A 15,533-nucleotide genomic window follows, 5' to 3' on the forward strand; every position below is an offset into this window, starting at 1 on the left:
TCTCCTCTAGACCGCGATCCGGGCGCGCGAATTCGGCAAGAGCCGAGCGCGAAATGCCGCCGTCAGCGCCGGCAGCAATTGCATGGCATCACTGACGATCGCAACATGGGCGAAGTCGAAGATCGGAGCACGTTTGTCAGTATTGATGGCGACGATCAGATCCGCCCCCTCGACACCCACCCGGTGCTGGATCGCGCCGGAAATACCGGCCGCAATATAGAGCTTTGGCCGGATCGTCTTGCCGGTCTGACCGATCTGCCGATCAGACGTAACCCACCCCTTCTGCACCAGAGGACGCGAGCAGCCATATTCAGCGCCAAGAAGAGTTGCGAGCTCGCGCACCAGGCGGAAGTTCTCAGGCGATCCCAGTCCCAAGCCACCCGCAACCACGACGTCGGCATAGGCTAGATTTGATGTCTCGGAATCACGATCTGGGAGGAACGACAGAACTTTCGTGACAATATCGTCTTCGACAAGGCCGAGCGGATGGACGATGATACGGGCAGCATCACGTTCGACGCGCTCAGGCATCGGCATGACCCGCGGGCGCACTGTTGCCATCTGCGGACGATAATTCAAGGTATAGATCGTGCAGAGTAACGAGCCGCCAAAGGTCGGACGCGTCGCCGCAAGAGAACCATCGGCGTCGACATCGAGCGCGGTGCAGTCGGCAGTGAGTCCCGTTGACAAAGTCGTCGCCACGGAACCCGCGAGATCGCGCCCCAGCGTTGTCGCGCCCAACAGCAGGATCTCGGGCTTGTAGGTATTGACGAGTTCGGTGAGCGCCTTGGTATAGGATTCATTACGGTAATCCGCCAAAACGTTGTCGCTCACGAGATAGGTCAGATCGGCCCCATAGCAAAAAGATTCAAGCGCGGCGTTACGGGTGGACTGCCCCTCCGGGCCGACAACGACCGCGGCGAGATTCACCTTCAGCTTGTCGGCAAGCCTGCGCCCCGCTCCCATGAGCTCCCAGGAAACCGGATGCACCTGGCCGCGCTCCAGCTCGACGAAAACCCAGACATGCTTGTAGGCCTTAAAGTGCTCCGGCAGTTCCTTCTTGGCTGCTGCCCGGCCGGCCGCCGCAGGCACAGCCGTTTTGGTGACATTGCTCATGCTTTAAAGTCCCCTCAAGAATACGCGCGCCCGCGCCACAGGTTTGTATCTAGATTCAGTTGACTGAGGATCAGTTCTGATCAGCAGGTGGCCGGCTCATCGGCTGCACGGCCCGCTTAGTGCAAACCGACCAGGCAGTAAAACTCGTCATCGACGTAGACGCTCCGGGCGGGCCAGAGCCAGAGATGTCCTCGACGGTAGTGCCTCGCGCGCTCGGTTCGACAAGCGCCACGGTGCCCGCGACGCCGCTACGGCATCTGTGCCCGGAAGAGTTGTTGCGTCCGCCTGCTCTGCAGTATCGGCGCCTCGCTTTCGGCCCAGCGCTCTGCACCGGGTGCGCCCACCAAAGCGATCGGATCTGCGCACCTGTCATGCACTGCGTGGTCAGCCTCCAGCCCCGGCACCTTGCATCGGCCGCGCTTGGCGCCTCCGCCGGACGCATGTTGCTATCCGCATTGCGACGAATTCCACTTTGCGCGCATCCGCGGACTCGCTCGACGCTGACGACTATGTACATGCCCTCTCCAGATGTTGCGCAACGGACGACTTAGCCACTGACCACCATCTCACGGTCGGTGTCGGCCTCGTTCGCATCAAAGGCCATATCGAACGGACCGGGCGCGAGCGTGAGCCGCGAGATCATGCCGCATCGCTCGGCAGGCGGTAGAAGCAGCGTCATAGGTGTTCCTTTTTCATCTCGGACGACCGCCATCTGTCAGCATCGATGACGGGATAGGCACGACGACAGCAAGTGTCGTACCACTTGCAAGAACCATCAAAAGTCCGGCGGAAGCAATGATTTGACAGAAACTTAAATGCTCGCTCAGGGCATTGGACACGATCAGTCCGGACATGGGTCGGGAATGCGACAGCGTCGCTCGAGTCATGGCTGGCGGAGAGATGATCCGGATGAAGGAGCTTTCAGACCGCACGGCAATCGTTAGAGAACACCTCATTACGGCGGAGCGCGAAGTCACTTCAGCTCGCTCAACGGGACAAAAGCTGTCGGTTTGCCTGGGCCTGCAACCGCGTCCTTCAAAACCTTGAATACTCGCTGATCAATCGGCGGCGATGCCACGAAATCAGCATAAGCCTGCTCCAGCATCGCTTTGCACCGAGCTCTGATTTCCGGCTCTGTGGCGCCAGAAAATTGCTCTTTGGCGAAATATTGTCCCATGCGCTTTAGGATGTGAAGGCGCGCGACATTTACAATCTTCGGATCATAATCGACGCCAAGCAGCGAAAAGAACTCCTCTGCCGACGAGGCGTTGCTAAGCCGGTCCAGGATAGGGGCTGCCGGGGATGAGTTGATCATTGAAAGGTCTCCTTTGGATCAGCTCTCGGACGCCAAATAAGATACTCTTAGCGCCTGATGATATTGCCGCGGTTCTACGTCGCACAGCGGGTGCGCATCGCCAACGCCCGCCCCTGGAACGCCGAGGCGCTCAACTTCGCTCTCCAGATCTGCAGGTTCGGCTGGCGCCGACGTCAGCCCGGATGAGGAAGGGGCATGAACGGCCAAACCGCAATCGGTGCTGATGCTCGTCGGACCGGTGGTCGGGCGGGACGGCAGCCTCAAGAGAAGACGTCGCTTGGCAGTCCGCGGACCGCTCGCTGCTGGATTGCAGATCACAGCATGTATGCTGGAATGGTCCGCAATAACTGGAGCGGAGATTTGCGGCCGGCGAACTGGCCTGAGGAAGAGGGGCATTTTTGCGCCGGTCAGTGGCATCGGATGGCCTCCTTGCGACACACTTGGTCTCTCGAATAGTCGGCGCAAACGTTGCTAAGCACGGCTCTTCACCCGCTTTGGCTGGCTGGGCATCCGCACACGTCGCGCCAGATCGCCGCCACCGTTTTGCGCTCGACTGGCAGCTTGTGCTCGATCGCATGCTTGCGAACTTGCGACAGGATCTGTCTGGCTTGATCGGCGCTGGCGGCCAGCTTGAGTTCATCGAGCAACGCCGTAATCGCCGCAAGTCCGGAATGCTTGCCGATCACAAAGCGGTTGCGGCGGCCAAGCAAAGCCGGATCAAGCGACTGATAGGTGCGCTGATCCTTCAAAAGGCCATCGACATGAATGCCGGATTCGTGCGTAAATACGTACTCTCCAACGATGGCCTTATTCAGAGGAATGGCACGCGCGGCTGCCGCAGCCACCAGTGCGGCGACGTTCTCGAGCTCCGGAAATATGATGCCGGTCTCGCGCCCGTAGAGCTGCTTGAGTGCGACCGCGACTTCCTCGAGCGGCGCATTTCCGGCCCGCTCGCCTAACCCGATGACGGTCACCGAAGCGTGGCTCGCGCCAGCTTTGATGGCTGAGAGTGTATTGGCGGTTGCGAGTCCGAGATCGTCGTGGCCGTGAAATTCGAGTTCCAAGTCGGTGGTCACACGCAGTTTCCTGACCAGCGCGTAGGTTGCGTCGGGATCGAGCACACTGAGCGTATCTGCAACACGAAAACGACACGCGCCCGCGGCTTTTGCGACTGCAATCAGCCGGATCAGAAACTCGACGTTGGCGCGCGAAGCGTCCTCGCCACCAACAGAAACTTGAAGCCCCTTCTGACGAGCATAGCCGACCAATTGCCTCACCTGTTCCAGTGCCAGGCTGCGATGACCACCGAGCTTGGCTGCGATCTGCACATCGGAAGTCGGGATCGACATGTTGATCATGGACACCCGGGCTTCAATCGCCGCATCGACGTCCGCTTTCCTCATCCGGCACCAGCCTATCGTCGTCAGCGGAAGATCTGCTTCGACAATGGCGCGGATTGCTGTGATTTCCTCATTGCCCATCGCGGGCGTTCCCGCCTCGATCTCCGTGACCCCGGCCCGCGCAAGCGCCCGCGCGATCGCCAGCTTTTCCTTCGTGGTGAACGCAACACCGGGCGCCTGCTCCCCGTCCCTTAGCGTCGTATCGTTAAGGACGGTCGGCTTCGCGCGTTCTTGATCGAACCATGAGGGTTCTTCGCTAGAGGCGATCACGCAGGCTGCCCCCTTATCCTTGACCACATCCCCTTCAGCAACCCGCACGCCACTGCGCTATCCCTGCCAACGGATTGAAAATCTACGCTTCCTTCCTTAACCTCCTCCCGCCAACGGATTGCCGCAAACGCGACTGGCTCATGAAACGGGCGCTTTTGCCATTCCCAGGTCGAGTTCGAAAGCCAAGGCGATTGCAGCGCGCCGCGATGTTGGCGATTGGTCCCGGAGCAATTCAGGCCGGCATGTCTTGGATCCATGGTCACTTGCTCGCATTAAAGCGGCGTTTATCCGCACGATGACATGCTGCGGGGATCGCCAGATCCTGGAAGCGTTGTCGCGCTGCAACGCACGAGAACATTTGTGGCAAGTCAGATGGGCCAATCAGCGGTGACCTGCTGGCGAGCCGCCTCCAGCAACTGGTCGCGCCGGCGCTCGGCCATCCGGCTCTCACCGCTTTCTTCGCCGAAACAAAGATTGAAGTCGTTACATTGCGTGCACACTGGTGTTGTGCACGTCGCGAGGCCTTCATCCTCGCAAAGCATGCGATAGAAGAAACGCTTCCAACGCATATTGTTGACATTGCGCGCGGCGAGCGGCGCGTAGTGACGGCTGAGCAGCCGAGAGAGCTCGTCACGATTGCGCAATCCGAGATCTTCCCATAGATGGTCTGGTTCGATGGCTCGTCGGGCGATCATGGCAGCCAGCCAGCGGCCGAGATCTCCTTCCGTCGAGCGGTGCTTCAGGAGAAGATCGCGCACCATTGCGATTTCGTCGTTCTCGTTGCATTTGTACCTCAGGAGCTCATCGGGAAGTTCGACCTCAAGTGAGGGAAAGTACTGCGCGAGCAAAGCCGCGAGTTCATCGCCCGATAGGCCAGTCTTCTCCGGAAGAGCGCCACCATCCATCGTGGCAGCCGCCAGAATAGATGCCAAAGCGTGGCGGTCGAAATAACTGTCACTGGCAATGTCGGCATCCGCAGGAAGTACGCCGGTGAGGAGGCGGTAGGCTACAATTCCGTTGGAACTGCTCGCATCAGGCTCACAAGCAGCCATAAACGGAAGGAAGTGCACTTCGGACATGATTTTGTGGGTCTCTATAGCGGCCAGGTTTGCCTCGCCGCGTCCTGGTCCCGTCCGGGAGCGCTGATCAGAATGCCGGCCTCCCCGGATGGGGGGTGAGGGAGGCCGGCATCCGTCGCGCGCCTTCACAAGGCCGCGACTCACGACCTTTACGAGGCCGCGAGTTCGGCGGCAGTTTTGCCGATGATGGATTCGTCGACCGGCTTCATAATGCCATGCTCCATCAGCATGTCCTCGAGCTCGTCCATGGAGATCGGTGTCGGAATGATACCCTTGCCACCATTGTTGTGAACCTTGGTAGCGAGATTGCGATAGTGATCGGCCTGCTTCGAATCCGGCGCATACTCGAGCACCGTCATGCGGCGGAGTTCGGCATGCTGGACCACGTTGTCGCGCGGCACGAAGTAGATCAGCTGAGTGCCTAGCTTCTTGGCCAGCGCCTCCGCCAGTTCCAACTCCTTGTCCGTCTGTCGTTCATTGCAGACCAGGCCGCCCAGCCGCACACCGCCCGAGTTGGCGTATTTCAGGATACCCTTCGAAATGTTGTTGGCGGCATACATGGCCATCATTTCACCGGACATCACGATGTAGATCTCCTGCGCCTTGTTTTCACGGATTGGCATCGCAAAGCCTCCGCAAACGACGTCGCCGAGCACGTCATAGGATACGTAATCAATGTTCTCATAGGCGCCGTTCTCCTCGAGGAAGTTGATCGAAGTGATAACGCCACGACCGGCGCAGCCGACGCCCGGCTCAGGACCACCGGACTCCACGCAGCGGATGTCCTTGTAGCCGACCTTCATCACGTCCTCGAGTTCAAGATCCTCCACGCTGCCGGCGCTCGCCGCCAAGCTCAGAATCGTGTCCTGCGCCTTGGCGTGCAAGATCAAGCGGGTCGAGTCCGCTTTAGGATCGCACCCGACAATCAGGATTTTCTGACCCATCTCGGCCAGCGCCGCCAACGTGTTCTGGGAAGTCGTCGACTTGCCGATGCCACCTTTTCCGTAGAACGCGATTTGCCTTAGTGAAGACATGTTGCTCTCCATCAACCGATTTGCCAAAAGTTGCGCGCTTCTGACGCGCGAGCTTGTTTCTCTCTCTCAGAAACGGGGCACACGGGTTCAAGGGAAGGAGCACATCGCTCGTCTTACGCGTCGGCGTGCACTCAGCCCTCACTCAGTGTTGCTGCCCGATATTAGCAACCGCCGTGCCAACGCTCGTAAGCGCTGCCCAAGTCTTTGATTACATTTAAAAAGCCACCTGCCCGCAAGTGCGCCTGGCTGTCTTGGAACCTATCGGTCAGCGCGGCTGTCGGAAAACGAACAAGAGCGGCAACCGCTGACGCGAAGCCCATTTGCATCGGCTGTCCCATATCTTCAGCCACGGAATGGGACTTGCTACTCCACTCGTGAACCGGCTTTCTGGGACTTGAGCGGTGCGACAATGTCGGTTGCGATCCAGACTGACCGGACAGCGGATGCCAGCGGCGCTTAGCCAACTGACATTGAAGATAATCGGCAAGACCATCGAATGGGCGTCGAACGCATCAGCGACATGGCCATCGTTCAGCTCAGCGCTGCCAACATAGGTATGACATGGCGACAATCACCTTTTATCGAAAGCCCGGCTGCGCGACCAATGCGCGCCAGATTCAAGCGTTCAACGCTGCCGGTCACGACATCATAGCCAAAGATATTTTGATGGAGCCGTGGGCTTCGCAAGAACTGCGCCGCTTCTTCGGCAATACCCCGGTTGCCTCCTGGTTCAATCAAGCGGCCCCCCGTATCAAATCAGGCGAAGTCAATCCCGCCATGATTGACGCCCAGCGCGCACTGGCGTTGATGTTAGACGATCCGCTCCTGATACGCAGACCTCTGATCGACGTCGATGGATCACGATGCGCCGGATTCGATCATGAGCTCGTGCTGTCGCTGCTTGGCCGCAAGACCCCAGATGATCTCGAGGGATGTGTGCATGACGCAAACGAGACGCGCTGTCCGCAAACGTGAGGCTAGCACAGAAGGCTTTGATGCGAAGAACAACATTTTTCTGCTTCCGGCTTGGTTCGTGACCGCCGACTCGGACCCTCGCTGAGAAGGCCAAGCTGGCTGTTCCGTAACACGGATCTGCCGATATTGCGCCTCGGGTGAATGCTGCCTCTACCGGCCCTGCAATGTGCAGGGTCGCTGCATTGCCACTTTGATTCTGCATGGCCCAACGGTCATGGATTGGACCGGGGCATCAAGCCAACAAACACTCCCCTGAAGAGATTGGACTCAGCACGGACTATGACTCGAACAGCTATCAAGCAAAGACAACGACGCTTTTAGCCGTGCTTCTTATGCAACTCAGCCGCATAATTCTGGTGAGCCCGCCACTATTTTGATCCGCATCAAATCCTCCGCCGCTTGTCATGTGTGACAGAGATCTCGCGCGCCTTATCGCGCGACTTTTGGAATGGAGAATTCGATGAGAACAAGAACAATTCTGACGACGACGTCGCTCCTCACGCTCGCGATCTCGCTGGCCAGCATCTCGGCACAGGCTGCAGATCTCGGCCCGGCGCCGGTTTATTACAAAGCACCCCCGATCGAACCGTTCAATCCATGGATGATCCGCCTGCGAGTGCTCGGCGTTTTCCCGGATACTGCAGGCAGTTCAGTCCACGTCTCCGGGGTACCTTCGCTGTCTTCTCCCAACTCCGGTCTGTTGATCAGCGATCAAGCCATACCGGAGCTCGACATCACCTATTTCTTTACGAAGAACATCGCGGCCGAACTCATTCTCGGCGTGACCCGCCATCACATCAGCGGCACTGGTACGCTTAATGGACTCGATATCGGCAAAGCCTGGCTATTGCCGCCGACGCTGACCCTGCAATATCACTTCAACGATTTCGGCCCACTGAAGCCTTATATCGGCGCAGGCATCAACTACACCGCATTCTTCAATCAGTCGGCGGCCAATACGTCGCTCGCCGGCCTTACCGTGACGGATCTGCACATCAGCAACCAGTTCGGCGCGGCGGTCCAATTTGGCTTCGATTACATGCTTGACCGTCATTGGGGCCTCAACTTCGACGTGAAGAAGCTGTGGCTGCGGCCAGACTATTCTGCGACCGTAAACAATGCGATTCCCGTCTCCGGGCGCGCCAATATCGACCCATGGCTCATCAGCGGCGGCATCGCTTACAAGTTCTGACGTCAGAACAGGATCCAGAGAAGACAAGGTTGATCAATCCGGACGCGGCGAGCCATCGAGCGCGTCCTTCAACCGCACCGCAGTTCATCCGCGAGCGAGATGGCGTGTCAAAGACGCGTCGTCTCGCGAAGATCGTGAGCGCCATCCGCACCTTGCGCTTGCGGCGTGCTGCGTAGGGACAGTATTAAGTGACGCGAACAGATTGATCGAACAGCCATCGAAAGAAACACGTTCTTGCTTTGTCAGCCGTTGCGACCGTGCCAGTTGCCGATCGGGTCTGAAAATTCAAGGCGCCGCGCTGCGCCGTGACAATGATAGTCTGACAAGGGAGTTGACGCTCAAGGTTCAGGGCCCGGGCACGAGCAGCGCTCTAATCTGGGCCAGTCTCACCGAACATCTCAAAGAGCGCCATAACGACAAGCTCCATGACGCGCTGTTCGCACGTCCTGACGCCTGAGGGCCACCCGGTCATCCTGAGCCGACCGACGTACCGAGGGAACAGCTCATCGACGGAGAAGCTGTCCATGCTTGATTGCCCGGCCAAGCGGCGCGAAGCAAGGCGTTTAGCTGCGCTTTAGCACCATCACGAGGCGGTCGACACGTTTACCCTGCTTGAGATGGGATTCCAGGATTTCGTCGACGTCTTCCGGCGTAGTCGCGCGGTACCAGATTCCGTCAGGATAGACGACCATCAAGGGACCGGAGTTACAATAGCCGAGGCAGCCAGCCATCGTGAAACCGATATCGTTAAGGCCTTGCGCTTCGATCGCCTTGCCCATTCGATCCCACAATGCTTGCGCGCCAGAGGCGCCGCAACTGCCGTGCGGATGAGTGGGCGGACGCTGCGTGTTGCAGGCAAAGACATGATGCCTATAAATTTGGGGGAGCTCGAATTCGGTTTCTGAGTCCATGCGCTTATCCTGTGATCAATGCGAGCGATCCGAAAGAGACATGGCCCGGGCTCGCATCGCCCTCACAGGGTCTCTTGCTGTCGAACGCCGCATCGATAGATTGATGCTACTGATTTCGATGCTCGCCTGCGAACGCCGGCGAAATGAGCGAACATAACACTAATTGTAAACGCTGAAGATCAGCCACAGATGACTCACGTCTGGCACAAGCTTCCTGATTCGTTTCAACGTCTTCTCCTACCATCGCAATCTCTTTGCTCCTACATTGCTCAACCATCCGATTGCTGCAAAGCAAGTTCCACACCAAATGCAGAATCCTCGCGTTTTTACGACTATCTCTTGTTCTGCTGAGGCGCTCCTCATCGTTGATGCTGGAGTTCCGACAATGTCGTTTCTCTTCTGTTCTGGACAGGACAATCGTTGGCTTCGCGTTTGACGCCCCCCATTCTGCTCCAGCCGTTCGCACGCATGATGTGCGCTCCGCTGTTTCCGATCTATTGTTTACCTCAACAGGATAGCGCCTGGCGCAAACGCCCCGACAGTCAGAGTGAACGCGGACCCGCGTTCAAGGCTATAGCTTAAGCTGCCCGGACTTGATCGGCCGTCACGAAACCGGCAACACAGCGGTCCTGGATCGCGCCCACAGCCCTCCACGATACCGTCAAGGCGCACTTGCCGCCTCAATGCCGAACAGCGAACGCGTGTTCATTCATGCATGCGTCCGTAAACCGGCGGCCCCCGAAGATCGCGGCGCCACTCGCTGAGAGGTCGCATTGAGGCGTTTGGCATCGCAATTGCAGCGCAGAAAATAAGCCAGCTGTCGCTGACGGCCAAAAGCTTCTGACACAGGATCGTCATTCTTCCTCCCAAACGATCCTGTCAGTCTGGGTCTCCCCATTCTCGCAGCCCAGACGGTGTCCTCGGCGGACTTCCAGCCGCCGAGGACATTTCTTGAACATGTTCTATCGACCGGCTGCAAGAAGCACGTCCCGCCTGCGAGATCCATTAGGCGAGTTGATGTAAGAGCAACCTTTTGTTGGTACGGCAGAGCCCGCTGGCGCCCGGCAGCAAGGCGTTGGATTGCCGTTTGCTCTGACAAGCTAAGAGAGCATAATACCCATCTGCACCAACGCTTAGGAGCGACGATTTCGTCCTCCGATAAAATCCCTCAGCCAACTTGAACAACAGCCAAATGATACGCCGTCAATCCGGATGGATCGTGATATCCATTGTTTCTTCGCTGTCCTCGAAGCGCTCGGAAGCCCGATCTTCCTCCAGTAGCTCGACGCCGCATAGGCAAACGTCACCTTCGATCACGGCGAGCGCTACCGGCTCAAGCGCTTGTCCATTGCAGGGACCATCGATGCACACTCCGGTCTTGATCTCGAACCTTGCACCATGCCGGCCGCATCTGAGAAAGGAATGGTCTGCCGAGAAAAACTCGCCGGAGCCGATGTTCAGCCAGACGCCGTCATGCGGACAACGGTTCACATAGCCAAAATAGTCGTCGCCGAAGGTGCGCACCACAATAATGGAAAACAACCGGCTCTCGCCGCTATCATCGATACGCGACAGGCTAAAGCCCCTGGCGCCACTCCGCTCGATGGCATCGGCCGGACAGACGGTAAAAACCTCGATCTGATCGCCCATTGGGTTCCCGATCATCGCTTGGCTCATCCCGGCCTCGCAGTTTCCTGCTTGAAGGCTTCGACCGTAGTACGGCTCAATCGGAAGATGCCACGGCCACGAGCGAGCGGTCGATATGCCGAGCTAGCGCGGGCGTTGAGAACTTCAAACCATTGGTTCGGCGTGAGCTTTGCCGGGCGCTCGCTGATCTGGACCACCCTTCCATTCGGAGCGAAGCGGACGTGAATGATGACTTCTTGTACGTTCATAGTAATCTCTGTTTGACTAACTTGAGACGCCCCAGCCGAAACCGAGGATGGCGTGCTCGGATTCGAGCATCTTGGCGGGTAGGCCTTAAACCACGGCGTGGGCACGACACTTTGCGACGATCGAGCAGGCTTTCTGCGAGGAGCATTTCTCCCGCAGCTTCCCGAACAGTACATGATGCAGCGGCATGCGACGTGTTCCGCATTTATGCGGATATCTATCCGCCCGCGGGGCATCGCATGACATGCGCTCGATTGATTTCTCATCTCGCGCACGCCCAGAGCTACGATTGTGCTCAATCAATCCTCCTTTCATGTGGTGCACAAAGATCATCTTAGTAGATCGCCGCACCTGCGCCCACGTTGATCGAGGCATCTTTCATGGTCTCCACGATAAACGCGATCTGCTTGTTCGTGAGATGGGTGTGAAACGGCAGCGCTAAAGCACGATCGGCGACCTTTTCGGTAACCAGGAAATCGCCACGGCGATAGCCGAGGTCAAAATAGTGGCGTTGCAAATGCAACGGCTGGCTGTAGGCAGCGGACTGAATCTGGGCGGCGCGCAGATCATCGATGATGGCGTCCCGACCGGATCGCGTGAAGCGTGTCCCCAATTGAACGAGATAAAGCATCCAGTTCACATCCGTCACATCGGGACCGACATAAGGCGGCTTGATGCCTTCAAATGACTGGATATGCGCGTTATAGAGCTGCTCGATGAGCCGACGACGCTGCAGAATTTCATTGAGACGCGTCAGCTGCGCCAGCCCCAAGGCAGCCGTGAGATCGCTGATGCCAGCCTGGTAAGGTGCTGTGCTCGCGACGACGACTGAGAATCGCTCGTCCAGGCGGTGGGCGCGATGGCGGCGCAACCCAAGCGCAATATCGATGTCATCCGTCACCACCATTGCGCCTTCACCGCAGCTTAGGGCTACCGGCTGGGCAAAGTCGAACACGGCCAGGTCGCCAAATCGGCCGACGAGCTCCCCCTTGTAGCTCGACCCGATCGCCTCGGTAGAATCCTCCAAGAGCAGCAGCCGGTGGCGCTGTGCGACCGTCCGCAGTTCTGCCCATGGCGCAGGATGACCGTTGGGATTGCCGGCGACAATCGCCCGCGTGCAGGCCGTAATGCTCTCTTCGACCTTAGCTGGAACCAATGTTCCCGACCAATAGTCGACGTCGGCAAATACCACCCGTGCGCCTGCGAGACTGATGGCATGCGCTGTTTCGCGAAAAGCGTAGGGCGAGGCGATGACCTCATGTCCTGCTCCGATCCCGAGCGCCCTGAGTGCAAGCAGGAGCCCAATCGTACCACTCGAAACCGCAACGGCATGTTTGCGGCCCAGATAGACCGCGAAAGCCTGCTCGAACGCCTCAGTGATCCGCCCGCTGGAAATCTGCGACGAACATAGCAGGGTTTCAACTGCAGAGAGCTCAGCGACGGTAATATCCGGGTCCGACAGTGGGATAAAGGATGCATTATTCTCCACATTGTGCGGGCCATCGCACGGATGCTCTGCGAGCTCAGTGCCGCTCACTGCGCAGCGCTCCTTTTGGCCAATATGATGCCAGTCGCCCGTGCCGGATCGGCCGTAATCTGCACGCAGTGATCCGATCCATCGATCAGATGGAGATCGAAACGCACAAACTGCCGGAATGGCTGCTCCGGCATATCCGACGCATCACAGCGCACACAAGCAAGCTGCGGAAAGCGGCGCCGCAGCTCGACAAACAGCCCCTCCTCGGCCCTGTCGGCCGCAAGCAGCTGCTCGATTTCAATCAATTCCTGCCCAGTGAGCGTCATCGTGGCTCCTCTGTGACCCCTCAAAAGCCGCCCCTCATTGCCAGAACAGACGCTCCGGATCCGCGTTCAATTCGTCGATCGCTGAAGTCAGGCGGTGATACAGGCTGTAAAATTCCCAGATTCCTTGGGCGTGGTTCTTGCAAAACACCTTCCAAATTCCGCTCACGCGATCAAAAAGAATCAGCGCGACGTCGATTAGTGCGCCGTCCTTGTCAATATTGCGCGAGCAACAGGGGCTCTCGACGAGGTAGCCGCCTTTCACCGGTGTCACCTTCGGCGAGACGTAGAGATAGCGCGTACGGGAGCTCAAGCTGCGCTCGATCCGCTTGCGATCAAGCTCGTTGGGGTGCGCCACCAGCCCGGTCTTGACCTTCCTCATCAGCCCGGCATTCATCGCGAAAGCCTCCCTTCAAAGACCTGTGATTTCTTCTTCAAGACAGCCGATGAGCAACCGTTCTCCAAAATCGACAGTATAGATCGGAACGTTCGCATCGGTATGGATGGCAACCCTGATGATCTCTCCGGCCACTCCGGCGCCGAGCAAGACGCCGTCAGGCGCCGCATTGGCAAAAGAGCCGTCGTTGATGATATCGACTGTGGTTTTAACCCGCTGGCCCCGCCGATATTTCAGAAAGCCGGGTTCACTCACGACACGGCCTCCTCCGGCAATGGCAGATCATCGATCTCCTCGCAGGCATCCACCGGCACGAGTTCCTTGCGCTTCATGCCAACGCGGTAGCCGCTTTCCAGAAACTCGACACCATATATGTAGAACTGCTGCAGGAATGTCCCGATCGAGATGACGTAACCGACCTCTCCCTTCTTGACCAAGATGTCGCCAATCTCCTTGCCACGAAAGGTGCCATCATTCCGAATGGTGCGATTGGCTCGTACCTTTTGGCTAAAACTGAAGACAGGCGGCTCGTCGAGCTCGACGACGTCGCTGTCGCGAACAATACCGCTCATGTAGCGCTCCTCATGCATCGTTGCTGGTAGACATCAGGGGTGCTGCCGGTCCGACCAGGAGCCATCCTCCACAATTGTGCTCATCCCTCGCCGCACTCAGCCGATTCGCTCTCCGCAATGCGGTTCGCCAGTTCGTGTCGACGTGCTGACCAGGATGTCGCTGTAGGGCAGTTCGTGCTCCGCGTGACAGCCGTTCTGCGGTATCTAGCCGCGCTCTAGCGTATTGGCCCGTAGCTACACCAAGTAGCCCCGCAACGGCAGCGCGACGCGGTACGATGTGGCGGAACTGGACGTCCTCAGCGCAGATCGATTGATTGCGGAGCTGCGGGGCCAAGTGGCACGCGAGGACGTCGCCAGCTCCTTGTCGGTCAGCATCGGCATCATTTCCCCGTACGAAACGATGTTGCGGCTGGGGAGACGAGGCTTCTATGGCCATCAAGCATCGACGATAAGACGACGGCATTAGCCTGCGTGGACACGATCGCTCAGACCTCGACCTCTGCGCGCCATGTGCCGCCATTGCTGAGCGCGGGATTCCGCCGGGAGACGTGCTGGAGACGTAGCCGGCACAATCATTTGTGCAAATAGCCGAACGCCAGCAGTCGCAGCCCCTCTTGCGCGACGGACGAGCGCAGGCCCTGTAATTGGAGTGATGCCCCAGGGCGGTGTTGCCAATGTGGTCGATCTTCGGATTGGCTCCTCCGCTCCAGGACGTCCGCGAACGATTCGGTACCGATGGTGTCAGCCGGTTCGAGTACGAGCAGCTTGGTCGCGGCCTCGTCCCTTCTTCCCGATTGCCTGCCCATATCGGCAGGCCGGCGAGGTCCTTCAACACGGCGGGATGCAACCGCGGCATGATGATATCGGCGTGATCAAGTGCAGCATCAGTCGCGTTAACCATCCGCCAGTCTTGGCCCGGGACTTCGCCGAACAAAGTGCGCGCGATCAGCGTTCCCTGACCGGCAAATGGCAACCTGGCTGCGGCCTCGAAGGTCATCGGCAGCTTCGTTCGCCCGGCGCATTCCGCGATGTTGCGGCTCGGTAAGGCTGATCCCGCCGCGCATGCGCCGATCAGCGTGATCTCGTCAGTCACATCAACGATAATGGCGCGGCCCAGAAGCCTACGCTCGGAGCTGAGAGGCGTTTTTGGCCTGCCGCGCCAAATGAAATGCCTGCCAACGCTCCGCTGCCGGCGAGCAGCAGCACGATCGCAGGGACATCCGGAGCAGCCGCCTTCGCGACGGGAGACGCGAAGGTCGAGACCTGCGGTGTCGACAACGCGCCGCACGAAGTTTGCAAATTTTTCAGCCCCAGCTCTTGGCATGCCGTTCATGGAAGCTCGCGTCCTAAGCTGGCGCCTGATAGCGGGGTAAGGACGTGTCAATTACGCAGGTGTTGTCGACCGGACAAGCCGCGGCGCATTGCGGCTCGTCGAAATGGCCAACACATTCGGTGCATTTCGTCGCTTCGATGACAAAGCTTCCTCCCTTTTCCGAGATGGCAACGTTCGGGCATAAGGGTTCGCAAGCTGAGCAGCTGGTACACTGAGAGGCGATGATCTTGAATGGCATATACCCCC

The 15,533-nt window shown here is 58.5% G+C and carries 17 protein-coding genes; 3 read left to right on the forward strand and 14 right to left on the reverse strand.

The genetic code is table 11. From position 1 onward, the window contains the following. Positions 1 to 6 precede the first annotated feature (6 nt). The 6 genes from ACVILL_RS06185 to nifH form a co-directional block, all read right to left on the reverse strand. Positions 7 to 1,116 carry an electron transfer flavoprotein subunit alpha/FixB family protein gene (locus ACVILL_RS06185; RefSeq protein WP_050420689.1) on the reverse strand — a complete coding sequence of 370 codons (1,110 nt, stop codon included), beginning with the start codon at positions 1,114 to 1,116 and terminating at the stop codon, positions 7 to 9. A 547-nt stretch (positions 1,117 to 1,663) separates the two neighbouring features. Next, on the reverse strand, positions 1,664 to 1,795 hold the full coding sequence (locus tag ACVILL_RS06190; RefSeq protein ID WP_456728285.1) for a hypothetical protein: 132 nt from the start codon (positions 1,793 to 1,795) through the stop codon (positions 1,664 to 1,666). Between the two features lie 294 nt (positions 1,796 to 2,089). After that, positions 2,090 to 2,431 carry a nitrogenase stabilizing/protective protein NifW gene (gene nifW, locus ACVILL_RS06195; protein ID WP_050402987.1) on the reverse strand — a complete coding sequence of 114 codons (342 nt, stop codon included), beginning with the start codon at positions 2,429 to 2,431 and terminating at the stop codon, positions 2,090 to 2,092. A gap of 485 nt (positions 2,432 to 2,916) precedes the next feature. Continuing rightward, entirely contained in the window at positions 2,917 to 4,098 is a 1,182-nt protein-coding gene (gene nifV, locus ACVILL_RS06200) for a homocitrate synthase (RefSeq protein WP_456734186.1), read from the reverse strand. A gap of 371 nt (positions 4,099 to 4,469) precedes the next feature. After that, a complete protein-coding gene (locus ACVILL_RS06205; protein WP_456728286.1) occupies positions 4,470 to 5,180 on the reverse strand; it encodes a nitrogen fixation protein NifQ in 711 nt (236 codons plus the stop codon). A 149-nt stretch (positions 5,181 to 5,329) separates the two neighbouring features. Next, on the reverse strand, positions 5,330 to 6,214 hold the full coding sequence (gene nifH, locus ACVILL_RS06210) for a nitrogenase iron protein (RefSeq protein ID WP_050403050.1): 885 nt from the start codon (positions 6,212 to 6,214) through the stop codon (positions 5,330 to 5,332). Between the two features lie 561 nt (positions 6,215 to 6,775). Here nifH and ACVILL_RS06215 point away from each other — a divergent pair. The 3 genes from ACVILL_RS06215 (at position 6,776) to ACVILL_RS06225 (ending at position 8,838) form a co-directional block, all read left to right on the forward strand. Continuing rightward, positions 6,776 to 7,189, forward strand: coding sequence for an ArsC/Spx/MgsR family protein (locus tag ACVILL_RS06215; RefSeq protein WP_456728287.1), 414 nt, complete (start codon positions 6,776 to 6,778; stop codon positions 7,187 to 7,189). A 448-nt stretch (positions 7,190 to 7,637) separates the two neighbouring features. Beyond that, the gene (locus ACVILL_RS06220; protein WP_456728288.1) at positions 7,638 to 8,381 is read left to right on the forward strand and encodes an OmpW/AlkL family protein; all 744 of its coding nucleotides are present in this window, start codon (positions 7,638 to 7,640) and stop codon (positions 8,379 to 8,381) included. A gap of 202 nt (positions 8,382 to 8,583) precedes the next feature. After that, positions 8,584 to 8,838 carry a hypothetical protein gene (locus ACVILL_RS06225; protein ID WP_456728289.1) on the forward strand — a complete coding sequence of 85 codons (255 nt, stop codon included), beginning with the start codon at positions 8,584 to 8,586 and terminating at the stop codon, positions 8,836 to 8,838. Between the two features lie 106 nt (positions 8,839 to 8,944). Here the strand turns inward: ACVILL_RS06225 and ACVILL_RS06230 are convergent, their stop codons facing one another. The 8 genes from ACVILL_RS06230 to ACVILL_RS06265 form a co-directional block, all read right to left on the reverse strand. Beyond that, positions 8,945 to 9,292, reverse strand: coding sequence for a (2Fe-2S) ferredoxin domain-containing protein (locus ACVILL_RS06230; protein ID WP_050420686.1), 348 nt, complete (start codon positions 9,290 to 9,292; stop codon positions 8,945 to 8,947). Between the two features lie 1,203 nt (positions 9,293 to 10,495). Then, the gene (locus ACVILL_RS06235) at positions 10,496 to 10,969 is read right to left on the reverse strand and encodes a Rieske (2Fe-2S) protein (protein ID WP_456728290.1); all 474 of its coding nucleotides are present in this window, start codon (positions 10,967 to 10,969) and stop codon (positions 10,496 to 10,498) included. A gap of 550 nt (positions 10,970 to 11,519) precedes the next feature. Beyond that, positions 11,520 to 12,674, reverse strand: a complete 1,155-nt coding sequence (locus tag ACVILL_RS06240; RefSeq protein WP_456734187.1) for a DegT/DnrJ/EryC1/StrS family aminotransferase — start codon at positions 12,672 to 12,674, stop codon at positions 11,520 to 11,522. Between the two features lie 44 nt (positions 12,675 to 12,718). Continuing rightward, positions 12,719 to 12,988 carry a hypothetical protein gene (locus ACVILL_RS06245; RefSeq protein WP_456728291.1) on the reverse strand — a complete coding sequence of 90 codons (270 nt, stop codon included), beginning with the start codon at positions 12,986 to 12,988 and terminating at the stop codon, positions 12,719 to 12,721. 34 nt (positions 12,989 to 13,022) lie between these two features. Further along, complete coding sequence (locus ACVILL_RS06250; RefSeq protein ID WP_456728292.1) at positions 13,023 to 13,382, reverse strand: DUF3024 domain-containing protein; 360 nt, start codon at positions 13,380 to 13,382, stop codon at positions 13,023 to 13,025. Between the two features lie 15 nt (positions 13,383 to 13,397). Further along, positions 13,398 to 13,637: a nitrogen fixation protein NifZ gene (locus ACVILL_RS06255; protein ID WP_456728293.1), complete on the reverse strand. Its 240-nt coding sequence runs from the start codon at positions 13,635 to 13,637 to the stop codon at positions 13,398 to 13,400. Then, positions 13,634 to 13,954, reverse strand: coding sequence for a nitrogen fixation protein NifZ (locus tag ACVILL_RS06260; protein WP_050420795.1), 321 nt, complete (start codon positions 13,952 to 13,954; stop codon positions 13,634 to 13,636). Before ACVILL_RS06260 ends, ACVILL_RS06255 begins: the two co-directional genes overlap by 4 nt. A gap of 1,346 nt (positions 13,955 to 15,300) precedes the next feature. Beyond that, complete coding sequence (locus tag ACVILL_RS06265; protein ID WP_128970651.1) at positions 15,301 to 15,525, reverse strand: 4Fe-4S binding protein; 225 nt, start codon at positions 15,523 to 15,525, stop codon at positions 15,301 to 15,303. Between the last annotated feature and the right edge of the window lie 8 nt (positions 15,526 to 15,533).

It is taken from the genome of Bradyrhizobium sp. USDA 3364, from assembly GCF_054056355.1.